Source organism: Phenylobacterium sp., from assembly GCF_035475775.1.
GTDB lineage: Bacteria > Pseudomonadota > Alphaproteobacteria > Caulobacterales > Caulobacteraceae > Phenylobacterium.
Genome location: NZ_DATIMC010000029.1, coordinates 1 through 17590 on the forward strand (window position 1 = coordinate 1; position 17590 = coordinate 17590).

Sequence of the window (17590 nt, forward strand, 5' to 3'; positions counted from 1 at the left end):
TTGGCGTTCTCGATGTCGAGCTGTTCGGCGAAGGCGAGAAGGTCGGCCGGCGACTTGTCCTTCAGCTCCTGCAGGCTCATCCGCGACAGGCCCATGGCGGCGATCGCCTGGCCGGCTTCGGAGGGCTCCTCGGGCGCGCCCGCGGCCTCTTCGGCCGGGGTCTCCGCCGTTTGCGGCTCGAGCAGGTCGGCGCCGAGCGCCTCGGGGGCTTCGCCGAGCGGGGGTGTGGGATTGTCGTCTTGCATGGGATGGACTCGAAATCTCGTCCGGGCCGGACGCAATCCGGGCGCGGACTCCTGAAACGTTTGGGCGCGGGGTTCGCGCCGATGGGTCTCGTTCGTGGGGACCGGTCGGCTCACGCAGCGGCGGAGCGGCCGGTAAAATGCGGGGCGCGCCCAGTCTCGGACGCGTGGGGTGATCGGAACCACAGTCGCCTGCGCCGGTCAAGCGTCGCCGCGCGTCAGCCCCCGAACTCGGTGGTGACCGCCAGCACCATGACGATCGCCGCCAGGAACGGCAGTTCGTTGGTCATCCGCCAGAACCTCGCCGACCGCGGCCGCTCGCCGCGGGCGATCTGCTTGCGGGCCCGGGCGAGATACCCGTGCCAGCCGGAGAGAAAGACGATGCCGGCGATCTTGGTCAGCATCCAGGGCTTCAGGAGGAACCCCCACCCGAGCCGCTGGGCGCCGTCGACATATATGAGCGCCAGGCCGAAAATGAAGGTCGCGATCATCGCCGGATTGACGATGATGCGCAGCAGCTTGGCCTCCCAGACCTTGAAATGGCCGTCGAACTCCGAGCCGGGCGGGGCGGTCTCGGTGTGGTAGGCGAACAGCCGGGGCAGGTAGAGCATGCCGGCCATCCAGGCGATGACCGCGATGATGTGCAGGCCCCGCAGCAGGTCGTACCACTTCATGCGCCCGCTCCCGTGCGACAGGCGCATTTCGCATGGCCGGCGGGACAGAGCCAGGGTCCGTGCGGCGCGATCGGCGCGTCGCGGGCGGCCGCCTCGAGGGCGGCCTTGGCGAGCTCGGCGATGAACGCCGCGCGCACGCCCGGCGTGGGCGTCCGCAGGTAGGGCGCGCACCCCGCCTCGGCGGCGACCTTCGCATAGTCGCGGTCGAGCTCGACCAGCGTCTCGACGTGCTCGGAGACGAAGGCGATGGGCGCGACGATGACCCCCTTGCCCTCGGCGCCGGCCCGGCGGATCTCCGCATCGGTGGCGGGCGCCAGCCACTCGAGCGGCCCCACGCGGCTCTGGAAGCAGACCCGCCAGTCGGGGAGCTCCGGCAGCTGGGCCGCGATGGCGGCCGCTGTGGCCTCGACCTGGGCGCGGTAGGGATCGCCGGCGTCGACGATCTTTTTCGGCAGGCCGTGCGCCGAGAACAAGAGCCTGATCCCGCTCGGCTTTCCGGCGGTGAGCCAGGCCTCGCGGATGGCTTCCGCGTGGGCCCTCGCCAGGCCCCGGGCCGTGGGATAGCAGCAGATCGCGCGGCTGCGCCCCGGCCCCGCATAGGCGCGCCGCCAGGCCTCGAGCGACGAGGCCGTGGTGGTCGTCGAGTACTGCGGATAGAGCGGCAGCAAGACGATACGGTCCGGCCCGTAGGCCGCCACCTCGCGCGCCGTCTCGGCCGCGAACGGCTTCCAGTAGCGCATGGCGATGAACGCCCTCGTCTCGGTGTCGGGCGCCTGGGCCTGCAGCGCGCCGGCGAGCGCGCTCGCCTGGGCCTGCGTCTCGGCGAGCAGCGGCGAGGCGCCGCCCATGAGCCGGTAATTGGCCTTGGCCAGCCTCTCCCGCCGGCGCGCGATGAGGGCGGCGAGCGGCAGCCGCAGGATCGCCGGCGCCGCTATGATCGCCGGGTCCTTGAACAGGTTGTAGAGGAACGGCCGCACCGCGTCCGGGCCGTCCGGGCCGCCGAGGTTGAACAGCACGAGGGCGAGCTTCATCCAGGTTGCTCGCCTTCAGGGGGAGCTGCCGCAGAGCGACAGAGGGGGCTTCCGCCCGGGCTTCCGGGGATGAAACCGCCTCCGGCCCTCTGGGCCACCTCCCCCTGTCCGCGCTGCGCGCTGGGGCAGGAACAGCGCAACGAAGCCATCACGCCGCAGCCTTCACCCGATTGCCCGTGACGCGCTCCACCACCCGGGCGATGTGCTCGATCGGCGTGTCGGGCAGGACGCCGTGGCCGAGGTTGAAGATGTAGGGCCCGTCGCCCCACTGGGCGAGGAGCTGGGCGACGCGGGCGTCCATCGCCGGCCCGCCTTCGCGCAGCAGCAGGTTGTCGAGCGCGCCCTGGATGGTCTTGCCCTGGGCCTGCAGCCTCCGGCCGAGCGCGGCGGAGGCCTGGGTGTCGAGCGCGACGGCTTCGACCGGCGCGGCCTCGGCATAGCCCTCGACCAGCGCGCCCGCGCCCCGCGGGAAGCCGATGAACGGCGCGGTGACTCCGGCCGCGCGCACCTTCTCGACGATCGCGGCGTGCGGCCGCACGACAATGCGCTCGAAGACGTCCTCCGCCAGGTTCTCACACCAGCTCTCGAAGATCTTCAGGGCCTGGGCTCCCGCCCTCGCCTGCATGACGAGATAGCGCGCCGTGGCCTCCACCAGAACGTCCAGCAAGGCGTCGAGCTCGTCCGGATGGGCGTAGGCGAAGGCGCGGGCGGCCTCGCGCTTCGAGCCGCGGCCCTCGATCATGTAGGTGGCGACCGTCCAGGGTCCGCCGGCGAACCCGATCAGCGCCCGCTCCGGCTCGAGCTCGGCGCGGACCCGCGCCAGCGTCTCGGCGATCGGCGCAAGCCGTTCGGTGGACGCCTCCACCTGGTCCGCCAGCGCCGCGACGGCCGGCAGGGGCCCGAGCCGCGGCCCCTCGCCCGCCTCGAACCACAGCTTCTGGCCGAGCGCGTGGGGGATCAGCAGGATGTCGGCGAACACGATGGCGGCGTCGAACGGAAAGCGCCGCATCGGCTGCAGCGTGACCTCGGCCGCCATCTCCGGGTTCATCGCCAGGCTGACGAAGTCCCCCGCCTTGGCCCGCAGCTCCCAGTATTCCGGCAGGTACCGGCCCGCCTGGCGCATGAACCAGACCGGCGGCCGCTCGAGCGTCTCGCCGGCGAGGGCGCGGAGCAGGCGGGGGGCTTGGGGATCGCTCATGGACCCGCTTAAAGCCCCTGGCGCGGCCGGGCTCAAGCCCGGGCTCCGATGCCGATCGGTTCGCCGGCCTTCTATCTTCCTAAGGATTTTGAGAAGGGTAGGGGGAAACGGCAGAAGGACCTGTCGATGAGGTGAAGAACCCGGCCGACCCTGCGGCGTTGCGGACCTTGTCCCCAGCTTGTCCGGCCGCACGGCAGGCTGTGCGGCGAGGCTGTGGAAGACGGGGAGAACCGCCTTAGGCGTTTGCCGGCCTTAAGGTTTCGTTAATCCTTCCGGGGACGGCGGCGCGGGGCTGCGCGATCGGCGCCCGGCCTGTCGAAAAGCGCCGCCCAAGCCTTGCCCCGCAGCCTCACCGGTGGATTAAGGAAACGCAAACGCCATGTCTTATCCCGGTCTTCCCCGACCGCGGCCGGCGGGCGAGGCTGAGCGGCGAACTATCCCCATCCTGGGGGAGCTTCGCTAAGAGAGGGTCCACAGACCTTGTCCCCAGATTTTTCGGGCCCTGCTGTGCCGAACGCCCCATCCCCGCCGCGGCTCGCCACCTATTTCCATATCCACCTGGTGTCGGATTCCACCGGCGAGACCCTGAACGCCATGGCCCGGGCGGTCTGCGCGCGCTTCGACGACGTGCTGCCGATCGAGCACATTTACGCGCTGGTGCGCTCCAAGCGGCAGCTCGACCGCGCGCTGGGCGACATCGAGGAGGCGCCCGGGATCGTGTTCCACACCATCGTCGAGCCGGCGCTGCGCGAGGCCCTGGAGGAGGGTTGCCGCAAGCTGGACATGCCGTGCTTCCCGGCGCTCGACCCGCTGGTCTCGGTGCTGTCGCGCTACCTGGGCGCCTCGACGACGACCCGGGTCGGCGCCCACCTGCGGCTCGACAGCGACTACTTCAACCGCATGGACGCTCTGAATTACGCCATCGGCCACGACGACGGCCAGGGCGGGCAGGACCTGGACCGCGCCGACGTGGTGCTGGTGGGCGTGTCGCGCACCTCGAAGACGCCGACCTGCATCTATCTCGCCCATCGCGGCGTGCGGGCGGCCAACGTGCCCCTGGTGCCCGGCCGGCCGGTCCCCGATCGGCTGGGGCAGGTGAAGAACGCCCTGGTGGTCGGCCTCACCATCTCGCCCGACCGCCTGATCCAGATCCGCCGCAACCGCCTGCTGTCCCTGAAGGAGCAGCGGGAATCCAGCTACATCGACCTCGACGCCGTGCGCGAGGAGATCGTCCACGCCCGCCGGCTCTACGAGAAGCAGGGCTGGCCCACCATCGACGTCACCCGCCGCTCGGTGGAGGAAACGGCCGCGGCCATCCTCAACCTGCTGCACGGCGGCCATGGCCAGGTGGAGGTCCTGGGGTGAGCGGCGCCATCGTGCTGGCCTCGAAGAGCCTCGCCCGCCGCGCCGTCCTGGAAGCCGCCGGCGTGCGAATCGAGGTGGCGGACGCCGGCGTCGACGAGGAGGCGCTGAAGGCCCGGCTGCTGGCGCGCGGGGCGGCGCCCAAGGCGATCGCCGAGGCGCTGGCGGCGGAGAAGGCGGCCGTCGCGGCGCGCGGGCGGCCGGGGTTCGTGGTGGGCGCCGACCAGACCCTGGAGCTCGAGGGCCGGCTCTACGACAAGGTGGCCACCCGCGACGCGGCCCGCGCCCGGCTGAAGCTGCTGCGCGGCCGCGCCCACCAGCTGCATGCCGCCGTGGCCGTGGCCCGCCAGGGCGAGGTCGTCTGGCGCGAGGCGGCCACCGCCACGCTGGTCATGCGGGACTTCTCCGACGCGTTCCTGGAGGATTACCTTGCGCGGGAGGGCGCCGCGGCCCTGGGCTCCGTGGGCTGCTACCGCCTGGAAGGACCGGGCGTGCAGCTCTTCGCCAGGATCGAAGGCGACTATTTTTCGATCCTCGGCCTGCCGCTCCTGGGGCTGCTGGAGTTCCTGCGCCGCGAGGGAGCGCTGAGCGCATGAGCCGACGGATCACAGGGGCGACCATCGTGGCCGGGGTGGCCGGCCAGCCGGTGCGCCATTCGCTGAGCCCGCTGATCCATAACGCCTGGCTGGACGCGGCCGGGATCGATGGCGCCTACGTGCCCTTCGCTCCCCCGGCCGATGCATTCCAGAAGTTCGCCGAGGGGCTGCGCGGGGGCGCCGTCAGGGGGCTCAACATCACCCTGCCTTTCAAGGAGGCGGCGCTCTCGGTCGCCGACCGCTCGACCGGACGGGCGGACGCCGCCGAGGCGGCGAACCTGCTCATCTTCGAGCCGGAGGGCGAGATCATCGCCGACAACACCGACGGGGTTGGGCTTCTGGCGGCGTTCGCCGCCCAGGCCCCGGCGTTCCAACCGACCGCGGGGCCGGTGGTGATCCTGGGCGCGGGCGGGGCGGCGCGCGGCGCCGCGGCGGCGCTCAAGGCGGCGGGCGCGCCGCAAATCCGCATCGTCAACCGGACGCTCGCCAAGGCCGAATTCGTGGCGGGCGCGCTCGGGACGGCGGCCTTCGCCTACTCGCTGGACCAGGCCAGGCGGGCGCTGGAAGGCGCCACGGCGGTGATCAACGCCACCTCGGCGGGCATCTCCAACGGCGGGCGGCTGGAGATCCCGCTCTGGTCGACGCCCAAGGAGGCGGTGGTGATGGACATGATCTACACCCCGCTCCTGACCGAGTTCCTGCAGGAGGCGCGGGCCCTCGGCCGGCAGACCGTGGACGGGCTCGGCATGCTGGTGGGCCAGGCGCGGCCCTCGTTCGAGGCCTTCTACGGGCGGGCGCCGCCCGACGATGTCGACGTCCGCGCGCTGGCCGTCGAGGCGCTCGAGGCGCGCCGATGATCCTGGTCGGCCTGACCGGCTCGATCGGCATGGGCAAGTCGACCACTGCGGCCATGTTCCGCGAGGCGGGCGTGCCGGTCTATGACGCCGACGCCGCGGTGGCCGACCTCTACGCGAGCGGCGGGGCGGCCGTCGGGCCGGTGGGCGAGGCCTTCCCCGGCGTGGTGAAGGATGGGGCCATCGACCGCGAGGCGCTGCGCCAGCAGGTGCTTGGCGATCCGCAGGCGCTGAAGCGGCTGAACGGGATCGTCCATCCTCTCGTCGGCCGCTCGCGGGCGGGGTTCTTCGAGGCGGCCGAAAGGCTGGGGGTCGACATGGTGGTGCTCGACATCCCGCTGCTGTTCGAGACCGGCGGCCACGCCAGCATGGACGCGGTGGTGGTGGTCTCCGCGCCGGCGGAGATGCAGCGCGAGCGGGTGCTCGCCCGGCCCGGCATGACGCCCGAGCGGCTCGACGCCATCCTCGCCCAGCAGACCCCGGACGCCGAGAAGCGCGCCCGCGCCCATTTCGTGGTCGATACCGGCCAGGGCCTGGCGCACGCCCGCGCCCAGGTCGGCGAGATCATCGCCATCCTGCGCGATCCGGAACGGCGGCCGAGGAAGACGTGACGTAAATCCCGTCCCTGAAGAGGAGGGAGAAGGCCATGCGCGACCGCAGGGCCGCTTGAATCGGGCCGCCGAAACACGTCACAACCCGACCATGGCGCGCGAGATCGTCCTCGACACGGAGACCACCGGCTTCGAGCCGCAGGCGGGCCATCGCCTGGTCGAGCTCGCCTGCCTGGAGATCGAGGACTTCGTCCCGACCGGCCGCAGCTTCCACAGCTACATCGACCCGTGCCGCGACATGCCCTCCGAGGCGCAGCGCGTGCACGGGCTCTCGAGCGCCTTCCTGGCCGGTCAGCCGCGCTTCGAGCACCCGGAGGTGGTCGACGCCTTCCTGGCGTTCGTGGGCGAGGCGCCGCTGGTGGCGCACAACGCCGGCTTCGACCGGGCCTTCGTCAACTGGGAGCTCGCCCAGGCGGGCCGCGCGCCGATCCACGAGCGCCGCTGGGTCGACACCCTCGAGCTCGCCAAGCGCCGCTACCCGGGCATGCACAATTCGCTGGATGCGCTCTGCAAGCGCTTCAGGATCTCGCTGTCGGAGCGCGAGAAGCACGGCGCCCTGATCGACGCCAAGTTGCTGGCGGCGGTCTATCTGGAGCTGAAGGGCGGGCGCGAGCGCCGGCTCGAGCTGACCTCGGCGGCGGCGGTCATGGCGGTGGCCGCAGCGACCCGGAACGCCTATGGCGCAAGGCCGCGGCCGCTGGCGCCGCGCTCCACCGAGGCCGAGCGCGCGATCCACGCGGCCTTCATCCGCGAGGCCCTGAAGAACGAGGCGCTCTGGGGAGGGTTCGGGCTTTAGCCCCGGCCGCCCGGCCCGCGCTTGGGAAGCGGCAGGATGGGCTCGGGCGCATCGGACTGCGGGGTCGGGCCGATCACCTTGTGGTCGATCAGCAGTTTCTCCAGCTGGCGCACCTTATTGATCATCTCCAGCGCCCCTTTGCTCGACATGATCACGCGGGCGGAGGTGTAGGCCCACTGCTGGGGCGGCTGGTCCCCGTCGGGCTCGTCAAATCGGCTGACATAGAACTCGAAACGCACGCAGACGCCGTCGAAGAGAAGGCGCGCCAGGCCATCGGCGAACACCTCGGGCACCTCCGGCCGGTCGACGAAGATCGGCCTAGTGGGTGGGCGCGTCTCGGCCGGCATCTTCAGGCTCCCGTCCTGTCCAGCTTGGTCGAATTCGCCATCGAGGCGAAGGTTCCTCGCGCGGAACGCGAGCGGCAGAGCCGGCAAGACCAATGAACTTTTCGGCGCGCGGGTCGCTTCAAGTCAAGCAGTCCCGCATGGAAGCCGAGCGACGGGCTTGGGCTCAATCGGGCGGGCGCGCGGATGATGGACGCCAAGGGCCAGAACCCCCCCAGGGATTCCGCGCCTCCGCACGCGAGCGAGGCCCGCCAGCCGGTCTATGTCGCGGCGCTGGCGATCTCTGTCCTGTGGGCCGCCGCCCCGTTCGCCTTCGCCATCGGCTACCGCGGCCAGGTGACGCCGCTGCACGACGACGCCTTCGCCCTACCGCTGCTGGTGCTGCTGGCCGCCGGCCCCGCCGCCGGCGTGTGGGGCGCGGCCTACCTGGTGCGGCAGGGGCAGAAACTCGCGTCGCAGGCCCGCAGGGCCGAGGCGACGGCCCGAGAGGCGCTAGCCGAGGCCGCGCAATGGACCGGCCCGGGCGAGGTCTTGAACAGCTTGCGCGAGGAGATCGCCCGCAGCGCCACGCTGGCCGAGACGGCGAGCGGCAGCATCGCCGGTCTGCGCGAGGCCCTGGCGCGTGAATCCGACCGGTTGAACGCCGCGACAGTGTCTTCGGCCAGGACCGCCAGCGAGCTGGCCGGCATGGTGGAGAGCCAAAACCAGAGCCTGGCGGCCAACATCGAAATCCTGGAGACCCGCGGCGCGCGGCTGGCGGAGCATGCCGCCCGGCAGACGGAGGCGCTCAGCGAAGTCGCCCAGGCGGCCAGCACGCACCTGGACCGCGCCGAAGCATCGTTGGCCGAGCAGGCGCAGCGGCTGAAAGCCGCGGCGGAGGCCGCCCACCGGATGCTCGCCGAGGCAGGGGATCGGCTCCGGCAGGAGCTCTCCGGCCTGCAGGAGATCGGCCTGGTCTCGGAGGTCGAATCCGCCACCGCCGCGCTGCGCGAGCAGAACGAGACCGTCCACCGGACCGCCCAGTCGCTCCGCGTCGACACCGACCTGCTCGGAGCCGCGATGGATCAGCACGCCGCCCGGCTCACCGGCCTGGTGGAGGCCTCGCGGGCGAGCGCGGACGAGGCCGCCGCGGCCCTGCAGCGTAGCGGCGAGGCCCTGGTGGCCTTGCTGCACGAGGCTGACCAGCGCTTCGCCCATGCTCTCGAGACCGCTCGCGCGGAGCACGGCCGGCGCGAGGCGGCGCTCAACCAGGTGCTGGGCTCGATTTCCCAGAGCGCCGCGACGCAACGCGAGGAGCTGCAGGAGCATGCCCGAGCGATGCTGGCGGCCCTGGCGGAAACCAGCGAGCAGGCGAGGACGGCCGCCGACCGACTGGCCGAGGAGGCGCGCGGGCAGCTCGAAAGCTCCTCGGCGCTGGTCGAGACCTGGGGCGCGAGCGCCGAGCAGCGGGTGGCGGCCGTGGCCGGCGCGGCGCGGGCCGCGGTCGAGGAATGGACCAGCGCCGTCGCCGTCCTGGAGGAGCGGGCGGAGCGGCTGCCCGAGGCCGGCCGTGAGTCCTTGGGCAAGCTGCAGGAGGCCGTGGCGCGCGGGGCCAACGAGCTGCTGCAGGTCTCGCGGCGGACCAGCGAGGAGGCCCGCGCCGTGGACGAAGCGTTCCAGGAGCGGCTGCGCCGCCACTTCGCCTCGCTCAGCGACGCGCTGCGGCTGATGGGCGCCGACGCCGCGATGCCGCCGCCGCCGGAGGACCGCGCGGCCGATGCGCCGAAACGGGAGCGGCGGCGCTCGGCCGGCCCCGCCGCCGCGGCCGAGCACGCGCCGGCGCCCCGCATCGCCGACCGCGGACCCCGGGCCTCGGCGCGCGCGCCGGAGACCGCCAGGTCGGCCGCGCCGCCGTCCCCGGCCGAGCCGGCCGCCGCCGAGATCGGCGACAGCGGTGCGGGGACGGAGGCAAGCGGGTCGGCGGGGCCGGCCGACGGCGACGGGCGCGTGCTGCAGCGGGACCTCAAGCGCCTGGGCGTTGAGCCCCTGCGGACATTGAGCGAGGCGGCGCTCGGCGACATCGTCGCGGCCATCGCCCAGAACCAGCGCGCCAGGGCGCGGCATCTGGTGGCGAGGCTGGTCCCCGGCGCAGTGTCCCGCCTTTCATCGAGCCTGAAGACCAATCCAGCGCTCGCCGCCCGCAGCGCCGCCTACCAGGCCTCGTTCGAGAAGGAGATGGCGGCCGCCGACGATCCCAAGCGCCCCGGGGCCCTCGCCGACCTGCTGGCCAGCGAGGCCGGGCGGCTCTACCTGCTGCTCGGCGCCGCTGGCCAGGCGCGCGCCACGAACCCGCCTCGGGGAGGCGCCGATTGAGGCCTGCGGGCGCAGCGCGCTGGGCGCCCGGGCGCGCGGCGGCGGGCTCGCCAACCCGGTCACCGCGGGCAAGATCTGCACACGCAAGGTCGAGGAACCTCCCCTCTGGTTGAGTGTTGGCTTGGGGCGGGTTGCAGGCTGGGCTGTGGCGAGCGTCCTCCAGCGCCGGAGCGATCCGGGGTTCGTCAAGCTCGAGGGGAAGATGGCGAAGACGATTTGGCAGGGTGCGATCCCCGGGGCGGCGGCGGACGCCGGGATCGCCAGCGGGGGGAAGGCCTTTCACCGGGGCGCCGCCGATGCCGCGGAGGGACGTTCGACGCCGCCGCCACAGACCTCAGTTGCGAACGACGGCCTGGCGCGCCTGCGCACGCGGGCCAAGAAGGCGCTGACCATTCAGCTCAAGCTGCCGGCGGAGCTGCCGCTGACCCGCCTGACCCCGAGCTCGGTTCCCGGGTTCTTCAACGCGGCCGTCATGCCGCCGCTGAGGTCCGACGAAATCCAGGTCGTCTGCCGGCATGCCTACTACACGCTGGACGCCCGGGGCTTTCAGGTCGGCGAGCCCCAGCTCGAACAGGTGCGGAACTCGACGCTCCGCTTCCGGCGCGTCGCGACCGGCTTCGAGCTGGCGGACGTCGCCGCGCTCCCGGCCCTCGATCGCCTGGAGGACATCCGGTTCTACGAGTTCGACGGCTGCTGCTGCTTCTTCGCGGTCGGGTTCGTCGCGCCGAAGGGCGAGGCGAGGCCGGTTCCGGTGGTCGGCCGCCTCAGGCGCGAGGAGGGGCTGAGCGCCGAGACGCGGGTCGTGACGCAGGCCGTCGGCCCGGTCGAGAAGAACTGGGTCTACTTCCGCGGGCGCAACGGCCTGTATCTCGAAAAATATCCCGGCATGTCCGAAGTCTATCGGGTCCATCCGCAGTCCCTGGGCCTGACCTACTCACGCACGGGATCGGCGACGTTCAGCTGGTCGGGAACCAAGAGCGTTCCCGTCGACGACGGCAATCTCTTCCTCGATCACCGCAGGGTTTACCTGATCCGCGGCGGTCGCACGGTGCAGCGGTATGTCTACCGCTTTCGGCATGTGCCGTTCGAGGGGATCACGCGGCATTCCAAGCCGTTCCGGGTGGGCGGCGAGACGGCCCTGGTCTACGTGAGCGACATGGCCCTGTCAGCGGATCCGTCCAGGCTTCTGCTGGCCGCCAGCCGGGACGACAACAGCTTCGATCTGTTCGACCTCGAACTTGCGCAGGCCCTCGCCATGACCGCACGGAGGTGAGCGCCGCGCGAAGGCGGCGTCAGGCGTGGCCGACTTCCTGGCCGGCCTCGGCCTTGCGCGCGGCGTACACGCCGGCGAAATCGATGGGGTCCAGGAGGAACGGCGGGAAGCCGCCCTCGGAGGTCACGTCGGCGATGACCCGGCGGGCGAACGGGAACAGATAGCGCGGGCATTCGATCAGCAGCACCGGCTCCATGTCCTCGGCCGAGACGCCGCCGATCTGGAACAGGCCGCCGTAGAGCAGCTCGACCACGAACAGGGCGCCCTCGTCCCGCTGGGCGGTGGCGGAAAGCTTCAGGTCCACCTCATAGAGCCCGTCGTCGCGGCCGCGGGCGTTCATCTCCACGCCGAGGTCGATCTGCGGCTGCGCCGCGCCGGTGCGCAGGGATTCCGGGGCCCGCGGATTCTCGAACGAGAGGTCGCGGATGAACTGGGCGAGGATGCGGATGCCCGCGCCCTCGGCGGGCGTTTCGCCGCCCTGGCCGGCCACATCGGTGTCGGTCATGGTCCCGCTTCAAATCCTTGGCGAAACGCGCGCCGAAGACGCGCTCCAGGGGCGGCGGGCTATCACGCGCTCCTGATCGATGCAACGCCGCCCCTGACGGGGGCGTTCGGAGGGCATATATAGTCGGAAACGTCTGTTCGAACCCCGTTGCGGAAACCGCGTCCTTGCAAGTCCTCGAGTTGATCATCTTCGCCGGCCTGGCCGGCATCGTGCTCTACCAGCTCTATTCGGTGCTGGGGCGGCGCGTCGGCCGGCAGCCGGAGGATGCGCCCGCCCCGGGGACGGCTCGTCCGGGCGTCGCGGCCCCCGACCGGGCCGCCCAGGCCCCTGACGAAGGGGTCGCGCTCTCCGGGCTGGCGGCGGTGAAATCCCGCGACCCGGGGTTCGATGCGGGCCACTTCCTGAACGGGGCCAAGGCCGCCTACCAGATGATCGTCAAGGCCTTCGCCGAGGGCGACCGGGCGACACTGAAGAACCTGCTCGCCCCGCCGGTGATGGCGAGCTTCGATGCGGCGATCGCCCAGCGCGAATCCGAGGGCCGCACCGAGACGCTGGAATTCCTGCATCCGCCGCGCGCGGACCTCGACAAGGCCGAGGTCGAGCCAGGCGACCTGGCGCGCATGACGGTCCGCTTCCTGGCGGAGTTCCGCTCGCGCTCCAAAGGCCCGGAGGGCGAGGCGGTGGACGACCGCCGCACGGCCGAGCTGTGGACCTTCGAACGCAATCTTAAGAGCCGCGACCCCAACTGGATGCTGGTCCACGTCGACGCCGCGGAGGCTTGATTCCCGTGACATGGCGAGCTGCGGGGGCGGGGCTCGCCCTGACGCTCCTGGCTGCGCCGGCGTCGGCGCGAGCGCCGCGCGCGGCGGGCTTCGCCGAGCTGCCCGGCTGGGCCTCCGAAGATCACGCCGCCGCCTTCGCGGCGTTCCGCGAAACCTGCGGCGCGGCGCGCGATCCGGCGATGGGGGGCCCCTGCCGGCGCGCCAGGACGGCGGGATCGCTGACGGAGGCCGCCGCCCGCGCCTTCTTCGAGGACAACTTCAGTCCCGACCCGGCGGCGGGATCGGGCGTGCTGACCGCCTATTTCGCGCCCGAGTACCCGGCGCGCCCGCGCCAGGACGGCGAGTTCTCCGCCGCCGTGCGGCCGCCGCCCCGGGCCGGCGGTCCGCAGCCTGACCGCGCGAGGATCGAGTCCAGCCCGGCGCCCGATGCGCTGGCCTGGATGCGCCCGGAGGAGCTGTTCTTCCTGCAGGTGCAGGGCTCGGGCGTGCTCGTGTTCCCCGACGGCCGGCGGATGAAGGCGCTCTACGCCGGGACCAACGGCCGCCCGTATCTGGCGATCGGCGGGCCGATGCGCGCCCGGGGCCTGTTGCCCGGCGAGGTCTCGGCGCAGTCGATCCGCGCCTGGCTCGCGGCGCACCGCGGGCCGCAAGCCGACGCGGTCATGCGGCTGAACCCGCGCTACGGCTACTTCCGCCTGGCCGCCGACGACGGCCGCCCTCCGTCGGGCTCGGCGCGAGTCCCGCTGCCCGCCGGCCGCGCGGTGGCGGTCGACCCGGCGTTCCATGCCATGGGCGAGCTCTTGTGGATCGATGCCGACAAGCCGGTGCTGCCGGGCGCGAAGCCCGCCTACCGGCGGCTGGTCGTGGCGCTCGACACCGGCGCGGCGATCGAAGGACCGGTGCGCGCCGACCTCTACCTCGGCGAGGGCGAGGCCGCCGGCGACGAAGCCGGCCGCGTGCGCCATGAGCTGCGGCTCTATCGGCTGGCGCCCAGATGAAGCGCCCGCTGAAACCGGAGGAGCTGCGGCTCTGGGGCCTGGTCGCGGGCACCGTCCATCCGCTGCCGGGCAAGGCGACGCCGGAAGCGCCGACTCCCTCCCTTGATGGGGAGGGGCAGGCGGCGAAGCCGTCAAGGTGGGGGAGTCCAGGCCAGCCACCCGCCTCGCAGACTGCTCCCCACCTCCCCACCCTGGCTCGCGTTCGCTCGCCGGTCCCTCCCCAGGGCGGGGAGGGAAAAGACATCGAGCCGCGCCGGAAGCATCGCATCGTCCGCGAGCGCGAGGCGATCGGGGCCAGGCTCGACCTGCACGGCCTGGACCAGGACCGGGCGCGCGCCCTGCTCGACGGCTTCCTGCGCCGCGCCTGGGACGAGGGCTACCGCGCGGTGCTGGTGATCACCGGCAAGGGCCTGCAGGGCGACGGCGTGCTGCGCCGGATGACCCCCGAATGGCTGGCCGCGCCGCGGCTTTCCGAGATCGTCGCCGGCATCTCCGAAGCCCACCGCCGCCACGGCGGCGAAGGCGCGCTCTACGTGGCGCTGAAGCGCAAGCCGCGGGGGTGAAACCAACTCCGCTCATCCCCGCGAACGCAGGGACCCAAGCGGCATCTGGCCCGGCATCGAGTCCGCTTGGATTCCCGCTTTCGCGGGAACGAGCGGCCTACTTGGGCCGCCCCGCCTTCTCTTCGAGCCCGCTCGTCCCTTCGCGGGCCTCCAGCTGGGCGGCGACGTCGTCGAGGCTGACGCCGGCGGCGGCCAGCACCACCAGCCAGTGGTAGATCAGATCGGCGCTCTCGGCGGCGAGGGCGGCCTTGTCGGCCGAGAGCGCGGCGATGACGGTCTCGACCGATTCCTCGCCGAGCTTCTTGGCGGCGCGGGCGGGATCGGCGAGCAGTTGGGCGGTGTAGGAGCTTGCCGGGTCCGCGCCCTTGCGGGTTTCGATGACCGCGGCGAGGCGGGCGACGACGTCTGCGAAACGGCTCATGCGGCCTCTCCCGTTCGGCGCACCGGGATGCCGGCGCCGGCCATGGCCTGCTTCACCTCGGAGATCGAGACTTCGCCGAAGTGGAAGATCGAGGCGGCGAGCACGGCGTCGGCCCCGCCCCCCGTCACCGCCTCGGCCATGTCCCTGGCGCCGCCGGCGCCGCCGGAGGCGATCACCGGCACGCTCACGGCCGAGCTCACCGCCTTGAGAAGGTCGAGGTCGTAGCCGCTCTTGGCCCCGTCGCGGTCCATGGAGGTGAGCAGGATCTCGCCGGCCCCGCGGGCCGCCGCCTCGACCGCGTAGCCGACGACATCGAGGCCGGTCGGCTTGCGCCCGCCGTAGGTCCAGACCTCCCAGCCGTCGTTGCGGCCGCCCGGGCCGGTCCGCGTGCTGCCGTGCTTGGCGTCGATGGCCACCACCGTCGCCTGGCTGCCGAAGGCGTCGGCGCAGGCCGAGATCAGGTCGCGGTCCTCGACCGCGGCGGTGTTGATGGAGATCTTGTCGGCCCCGGCCAGCAGCAGGCGCCGCGCGTCCTCCACGCTGCGGATGCCGCCGCCCACCGACAGCGGCATGAAGCAGACGTCGGCGGTGCGGGCCACCACATCCAGGATGATGCCGCGGTTCTCGTGGCTGGCGGTGATGTCGAGGAACATCAGCTCGTCGGCGCCCGCGGCGTCGTAGGCGCGGGCCTGCTCGACCGGGTCGCCGGCGTCGCGCAGCGCGACGAACTGCACGCCCTTCACCACGCGCCCGTCCTTCACGTCGAGGCAGGGTATGACGCGGACCGAAAGCATACCTACGCCGCGACCTGCAGGGCGTCGGCAGGCGCGATCGCGCCGTTGTAGAGCGCCCGGCCCAGGACGGCGCCGGCGATCGGCACGCCGGCGCGGGCCTTCAGCCGGACGATGTCGTCGACGCTCGCCAGGCCGCCGGCGGCGATGACGGGGATGGTCACACGATCGGCGATCTCGCCGAACGCCTCGACGTCGAAGCCGAGCGTCGTGCCGTCACGGTCGATGTCGGTGATGATCAGGGCCGAGACCCCGGCGTCCTCGAAGCGGCGGGCGACGGCGATGGCGTCGAGGTTGCTGTCCTCGGTCCACCCCTGCACGGCGACCTTGCCGGCGCGGACGTCGACGCTGACGGCGATCTGCTCGGGGAAGCGGCGCGCGGCGGCGCGCACCACCTCCGGCTCGCGCACCGCGACGGTGCCGAGGATGACGCGGCTGACGCCAGCCTCGATCCAGCGCTCGATGTCGCCCATGGCGCGGACGCCGCCGCCGAGCTGCACCGGCACGGAGACGGCGTGCAGGATGGCCTCGACCGCGGACGCGTTGACCGCGCGGCCCTCGACCGCGCCGTTCAGGTCGACCACGTGCAGCCAGTGGAATCCCTGCGCCGCCCAGGTTCGCGCCTGGTCGGCGGGGTCGGCGTTGAAGACGGTGGCTTGGCCGAGATCGCCCCGCACCACGCGGACGCACTGGCCGTCCTTCAGGTCGATGGCCGGGTAGAGGATCACGGGCGCCACTCCAGGAATCGCGCCAACAGCGCCAGGCCAGGCTTTTGCGACTTTTCGGGGTGGAACTGAACCCCCGCCACGTTGCCGCGCGCCACCGCCGCGGGAAACCGGCCGCCGTGCTCGACGCTCGCGGCCACGTCGGCGGGATCATCGGGGAAGATGGCGAAGGAGTGGGTGAAGTAGACCTCGCCCTTCGCGAGCGGTGCGAACAGCGGGTGGTCGGAGACGCCGAGCAGCGAGTTCCAGCCCATGTGCGGCACCTTGATCGAAGGGTCGGCGCGCTCGAGCTTCCTCACGTCACCGGGGATCCAGTCGAGGCCGGCGGTCTCGCCGAACTCCAGGCCGCGCGTCGCCAGGAGCTGCATGCCGACGCAGACGCCGAGGAAGGGGCGGCCCTTTGTCCGCACCGCCTCGCTCATCGCCTCGATCGCCCCGTCCCGCGCCTGGAGCGCGGCCATGCAGGCGGCGAAGGCGCCGACGCCGGGCAGCACGACGCGGTCGGCGCGCGCGATCGTCTCCGGATCGGAGGTGACCAGGATCTCGGCCTGGCCGTCGGCGACCTTGACCAGCGCCTTCTCGGCCGAGCGCAGGTTGCCCGACCCGTAGTCGATCAGGGCGAGGCGCTGCATCAGCGGACATCCGCGATATGAGCCACGGAACACACGGAAGCGGCTGGCGCGCCCATATGATTTTGAACCACGGATTCCACGGATGGGCACGGATTGCATGTCGCGCGCGACGGCGCGCGGATCCTTGCGACGAGGATCGCGCCTGCGGCGCAGCGCGGACGTGCGTCCGTGCGAATCCGTGATATCCGTGGTCCCACTTGTTCCGTGTTTTCCGTGTTTTCCGTGGTTCCGACCTTGGCGCCGGACGGTCAGAGGACGCCCTTGGTGGAGGGGGCATGGCCGAGGCTCTTGGGGTCGAGCTCGACGGCCTGGCGCAGCGCGCGGGCGAGCGCCTTGAAGCCGCTCTCGGCCACGTGGTGCGAATTGACCCCGTAGAGGGTCTCCAGGTGCACGCAGGCGCCGGCGTTCATGGCGAAGGCGTGGTGGAACTCCTTGAACAGCTCGGTGTCCATCTCGCCGACCTTGGGCGTCTTGAAGTCCACGCGCCAGATCAGGTAGGGCCGGTTGGAGAGGTCGATGGCGCAACGGGTCAGCGTCTCGTCCATCGGGATATAGGCGTGGCCGAAGCGGCGGATGCCCGTGAACCCGTCCAGCGCCTGCTTCACCGCCTGGCCGATGACGATCCCGGTGTCCTCCACCGTGTGGTGCATGTCGATGTGCAGGTCGCCCTGGGTCGCGACCTTCAGGTCGATGCCGCCGTGGCGGGCGAAGCTCTCCAGCATGTGGTCGAAGAAGCCGATGCCGGTGGCGATCTCGGAGACGCCGGTCCCGTCGAGATCCACCGCCACGCGGATCTTCGTCTCCTTGGTGTCGCGGGCGATCTCCGCCGTGCGGCTCATC

20 protein-coding genes and 1 pseudogene are annotated in these 17590 nt (G+C 72.1%); 10 read left to right on the forward strand and 11 right to left on the reverse strand.

Annotated features, from left to right (window positions below; translation table 11 throughout):
• The 4 genes and pseudogenes from VLI41_RS03355 to hemE all read right to left on the reverse strand — a co-directional run.
• Nucleotides 1-245, reverse strand: a pseudogene (locus VLI41_RS03355) (transcription termination factor Rho); the annotation flags it as partial.
• 215 nt (nt 246-460) lie between these two features.
• Nucleotides 461-916, reverse strand: a complete 456-nt coding sequence (locus tag VLI41_RS03360; protein ID WP_325266641.1) for a CopD family protein — start codon at nt 914-916, stop codon at nt 461-463.
• Complete coding sequence (gene hemH, locus VLI41_RS03365; RefSeq protein ID WP_325266642.1) at nt 913-1947, reverse strand: ferrochelatase; 1035 nt, start codon at nt 1945-1947, stop codon at nt 913-915. Before hemH ends, VLI41_RS03360 begins: the two co-directional genes overlap by 4 nt.
• A gap of 148 nt (nt 1948-2095) precedes the next feature.
• Entirely contained in the window at nt 2096-3145 is a 1050-nt protein-coding gene (gene hemE, locus VLI41_RS03370) for a uroporphyrinogen decarboxylase (RefSeq protein WP_325266643.1), read from the reverse strand.
• Nucleotides 3146-3625: 480 nt separating this feature from the next.
• Between hemE and VLI41_RS03375 the strand changes: the two genes are divergently transcribed.
• From VLI41_RS03375 to dnaQ, 5 genes are all read left to right on the forward strand, one after another.
• Complete coding sequence (locus VLI41_RS03375; RefSeq protein ID WP_414692518.1) at nt 3626-4510, forward strand: pyruvate, water dikinase regulatory protein; 885 nt, start codon at nt 3626-3628, stop codon at nt 4508-4510.
• Nucleotides 4507-5103, forward strand: coding sequence for a Maf family protein (locus VLI41_RS03380; RefSeq protein ID WP_325266645.1), 597 nt, complete (start codon nt 4507-4509; stop codon nt 5101-5103). Before VLI41_RS03375 ends, VLI41_RS03380 begins: the two co-directional genes overlap by 4 nt.
• Nucleotides 5100-5960, forward strand: a complete 861-nt coding sequence (gene aroE / locus VLI41_RS03385; RefSeq protein ID WP_325266646.1) for a shikimate dehydrogenase — start codon at nt 5100-5102, stop codon at nt 5958-5960. The genes VLI41_RS03380 and aroE overlap by 4 nt, the downstream gene beginning before the upstream one ends.
• Nucleotides 5957-6568 (forward strand): dephospho-CoA kinase, encoded by a 612-nt coding sequence (gene coaE, locus VLI41_RS03390; protein ID WP_325266647.1) that lies wholly within the window; start codon nt 5957-5959, stop codon nt 6566-6568. Before aroE ends, coaE begins: the two co-directional genes overlap by 4 nt.
• Nucleotides 6569-6659: 91 nt before the next feature.
• Nucleotides 6660-7364, forward strand: a complete 705-nt coding sequence (gene dnaQ, locus VLI41_RS03395) for a DNA polymerase III subunit epsilon (protein WP_325266648.1) — start codon at nt 6660-6662, stop codon at nt 7362-7364.
• Here the strand turns inward: dnaQ and VLI41_RS03400 are convergent.
• A complete protein-coding gene (locus VLI41_RS03400) occupies nt 7361-7711 on the reverse strand; it encodes a hypothetical protein (protein ID WP_325266649.1) in 351 nt (116 codons plus the stop codon). The genes dnaQ and VLI41_RS03400 overlap by 4 nt on opposite strands.
• Before the next feature lie 183 nt (nt 7712-7894).
• Here VLI41_RS03400 and VLI41_RS03405 point away from each other — a divergent pair, with 183 nt between their 5' ends.
• A complete protein-coding gene (locus VLI41_RS03405) occupies nt 7895-10060 on the forward strand; it encodes a hypothetical protein (RefSeq protein ID WP_325266650.1) in 2166 nt (721 codons plus the stop codon).
• Between the two features lie 202 nt (nt 10061-10262).
• A complete protein-coding gene (locus tag VLI41_RS03410) occupies nt 10263-11333 on the forward strand; it encodes a hypothetical protein (RefSeq protein ID WP_325266651.1) in 1071 nt (356 codons plus the stop codon).
• A 19-nt stretch (nt 11334-11352) separates the two neighbouring features.
• Here the strand turns inward: VLI41_RS03410 and secB are convergent, their stop codons facing one another.
• Nucleotides 11353-11838, reverse strand: a complete 486-nt coding sequence (gene secB / locus VLI41_RS03415; protein ID WP_325266652.1) for a protein-export chaperone SecB — start codon at nt 11836-11838, stop codon at nt 11353-11355.
• Nucleotides 11839-12002: 164 nt separating this feature from the next.
• On the opposite strand from secB, the gene timA reads away from it, so the two are divergent.
• The 3 genes from timA to VLI41_RS03430 are packed head-to-tail and all read left to right on the forward strand — an operon-like array spanning nt 12003 to nt 14181.
• Complete coding sequence (timA, locus tag VLI41_RS03420) at nt 12003-12620, forward strand: TIM44-related membrane protein TimA (protein ID WP_325266653.1); 618 nt, start codon at nt 12003-12005, stop codon at nt 12618-12620.
• A 5-nt stretch (nt 12621-12625) separates the two neighbouring features.
• The gene (locus VLI41_RS03425) at nt 12626-13618 is read left to right on the forward strand and encodes an MltA domain-containing protein (protein ID WP_325266654.1); all 993 of its coding nucleotides are present in this window, start codon (nt 12626-12628) and stop codon (nt 13616-13618) included.
• Nucleotides 13615-14181 (forward strand): Smr/MutS family protein, encoded by a 567-nt coding sequence (locus VLI41_RS03430; RefSeq protein WP_325266655.1) that lies wholly within the window; start codon nt 13615-13617, stop codon nt 14179-14181. The genes VLI41_RS03425 and VLI41_RS03430 overlap by 4 nt, the downstream gene beginning before the upstream one ends.
• 97 nt (nt 14182-14278) lie before the next feature.
• Here VLI41_RS03430 and VLI41_RS03435 read toward each other — a convergent pair whose 3' ends face one another.
• The 5 genes from VLI41_RS03435 to hisB form a co-directional block, all read right to left on the reverse strand.
• Nucleotides 14279-14602: a phosphoribosyl-ATP diphosphatase gene (locus VLI41_RS03435; RefSeq protein WP_325266656.1), complete on the reverse strand. Its 324-nt coding sequence runs from the start codon at nt 14600-14602 to the stop codon at nt 14279-14281.
• A complete protein-coding gene (gene hisF, locus VLI41_RS03440; protein WP_325266657.1) occupies nt 14599-15396 on the reverse strand; it encodes an imidazole glycerol phosphate synthase subunit HisF in 798 nt (265 codons plus the stop codon). Before hisF ends, VLI41_RS03435 begins: the two co-directional genes overlap by 4 nt.
• 2 nt (nt 15397-15398) lie before the next feature.
• Entirely contained in the window at nt 15399-16121 is a 723-nt protein-coding gene (gene hisA, locus VLI41_RS03445) for a 1-(5-phosphoribosyl)-5-[(5-phosphoribosylamino)methylideneamino]imidazole-4-carboxamide isomerase (protein WP_325266658.1), read from the reverse strand.
• Nucleotides 16118-16750 (reverse strand): imidazole glycerol phosphate synthase subunit HisH, encoded by a 633-nt coding sequence (gene hisH, locus VLI41_RS03450; RefSeq protein ID WP_325266659.1) that lies wholly within the window; start codon nt 16748-16750, stop codon nt 16118-16120. The genes hisA and hisH overlap by 4 nt, the downstream gene beginning before the upstream one ends.
• A gap of 248 nt (nt 16751-16998) precedes the next feature.
• A complete protein-coding gene (hisB, locus tag VLI41_RS03455; protein WP_325266660.1) occupies nt 16999-17589 on the reverse strand; it encodes an imidazoleglycerol-phosphate dehydratase HisB in 591 nt (196 codons plus the stop codon).
• Nucleotide 17590 lies beyond the last annotated feature (1 nt).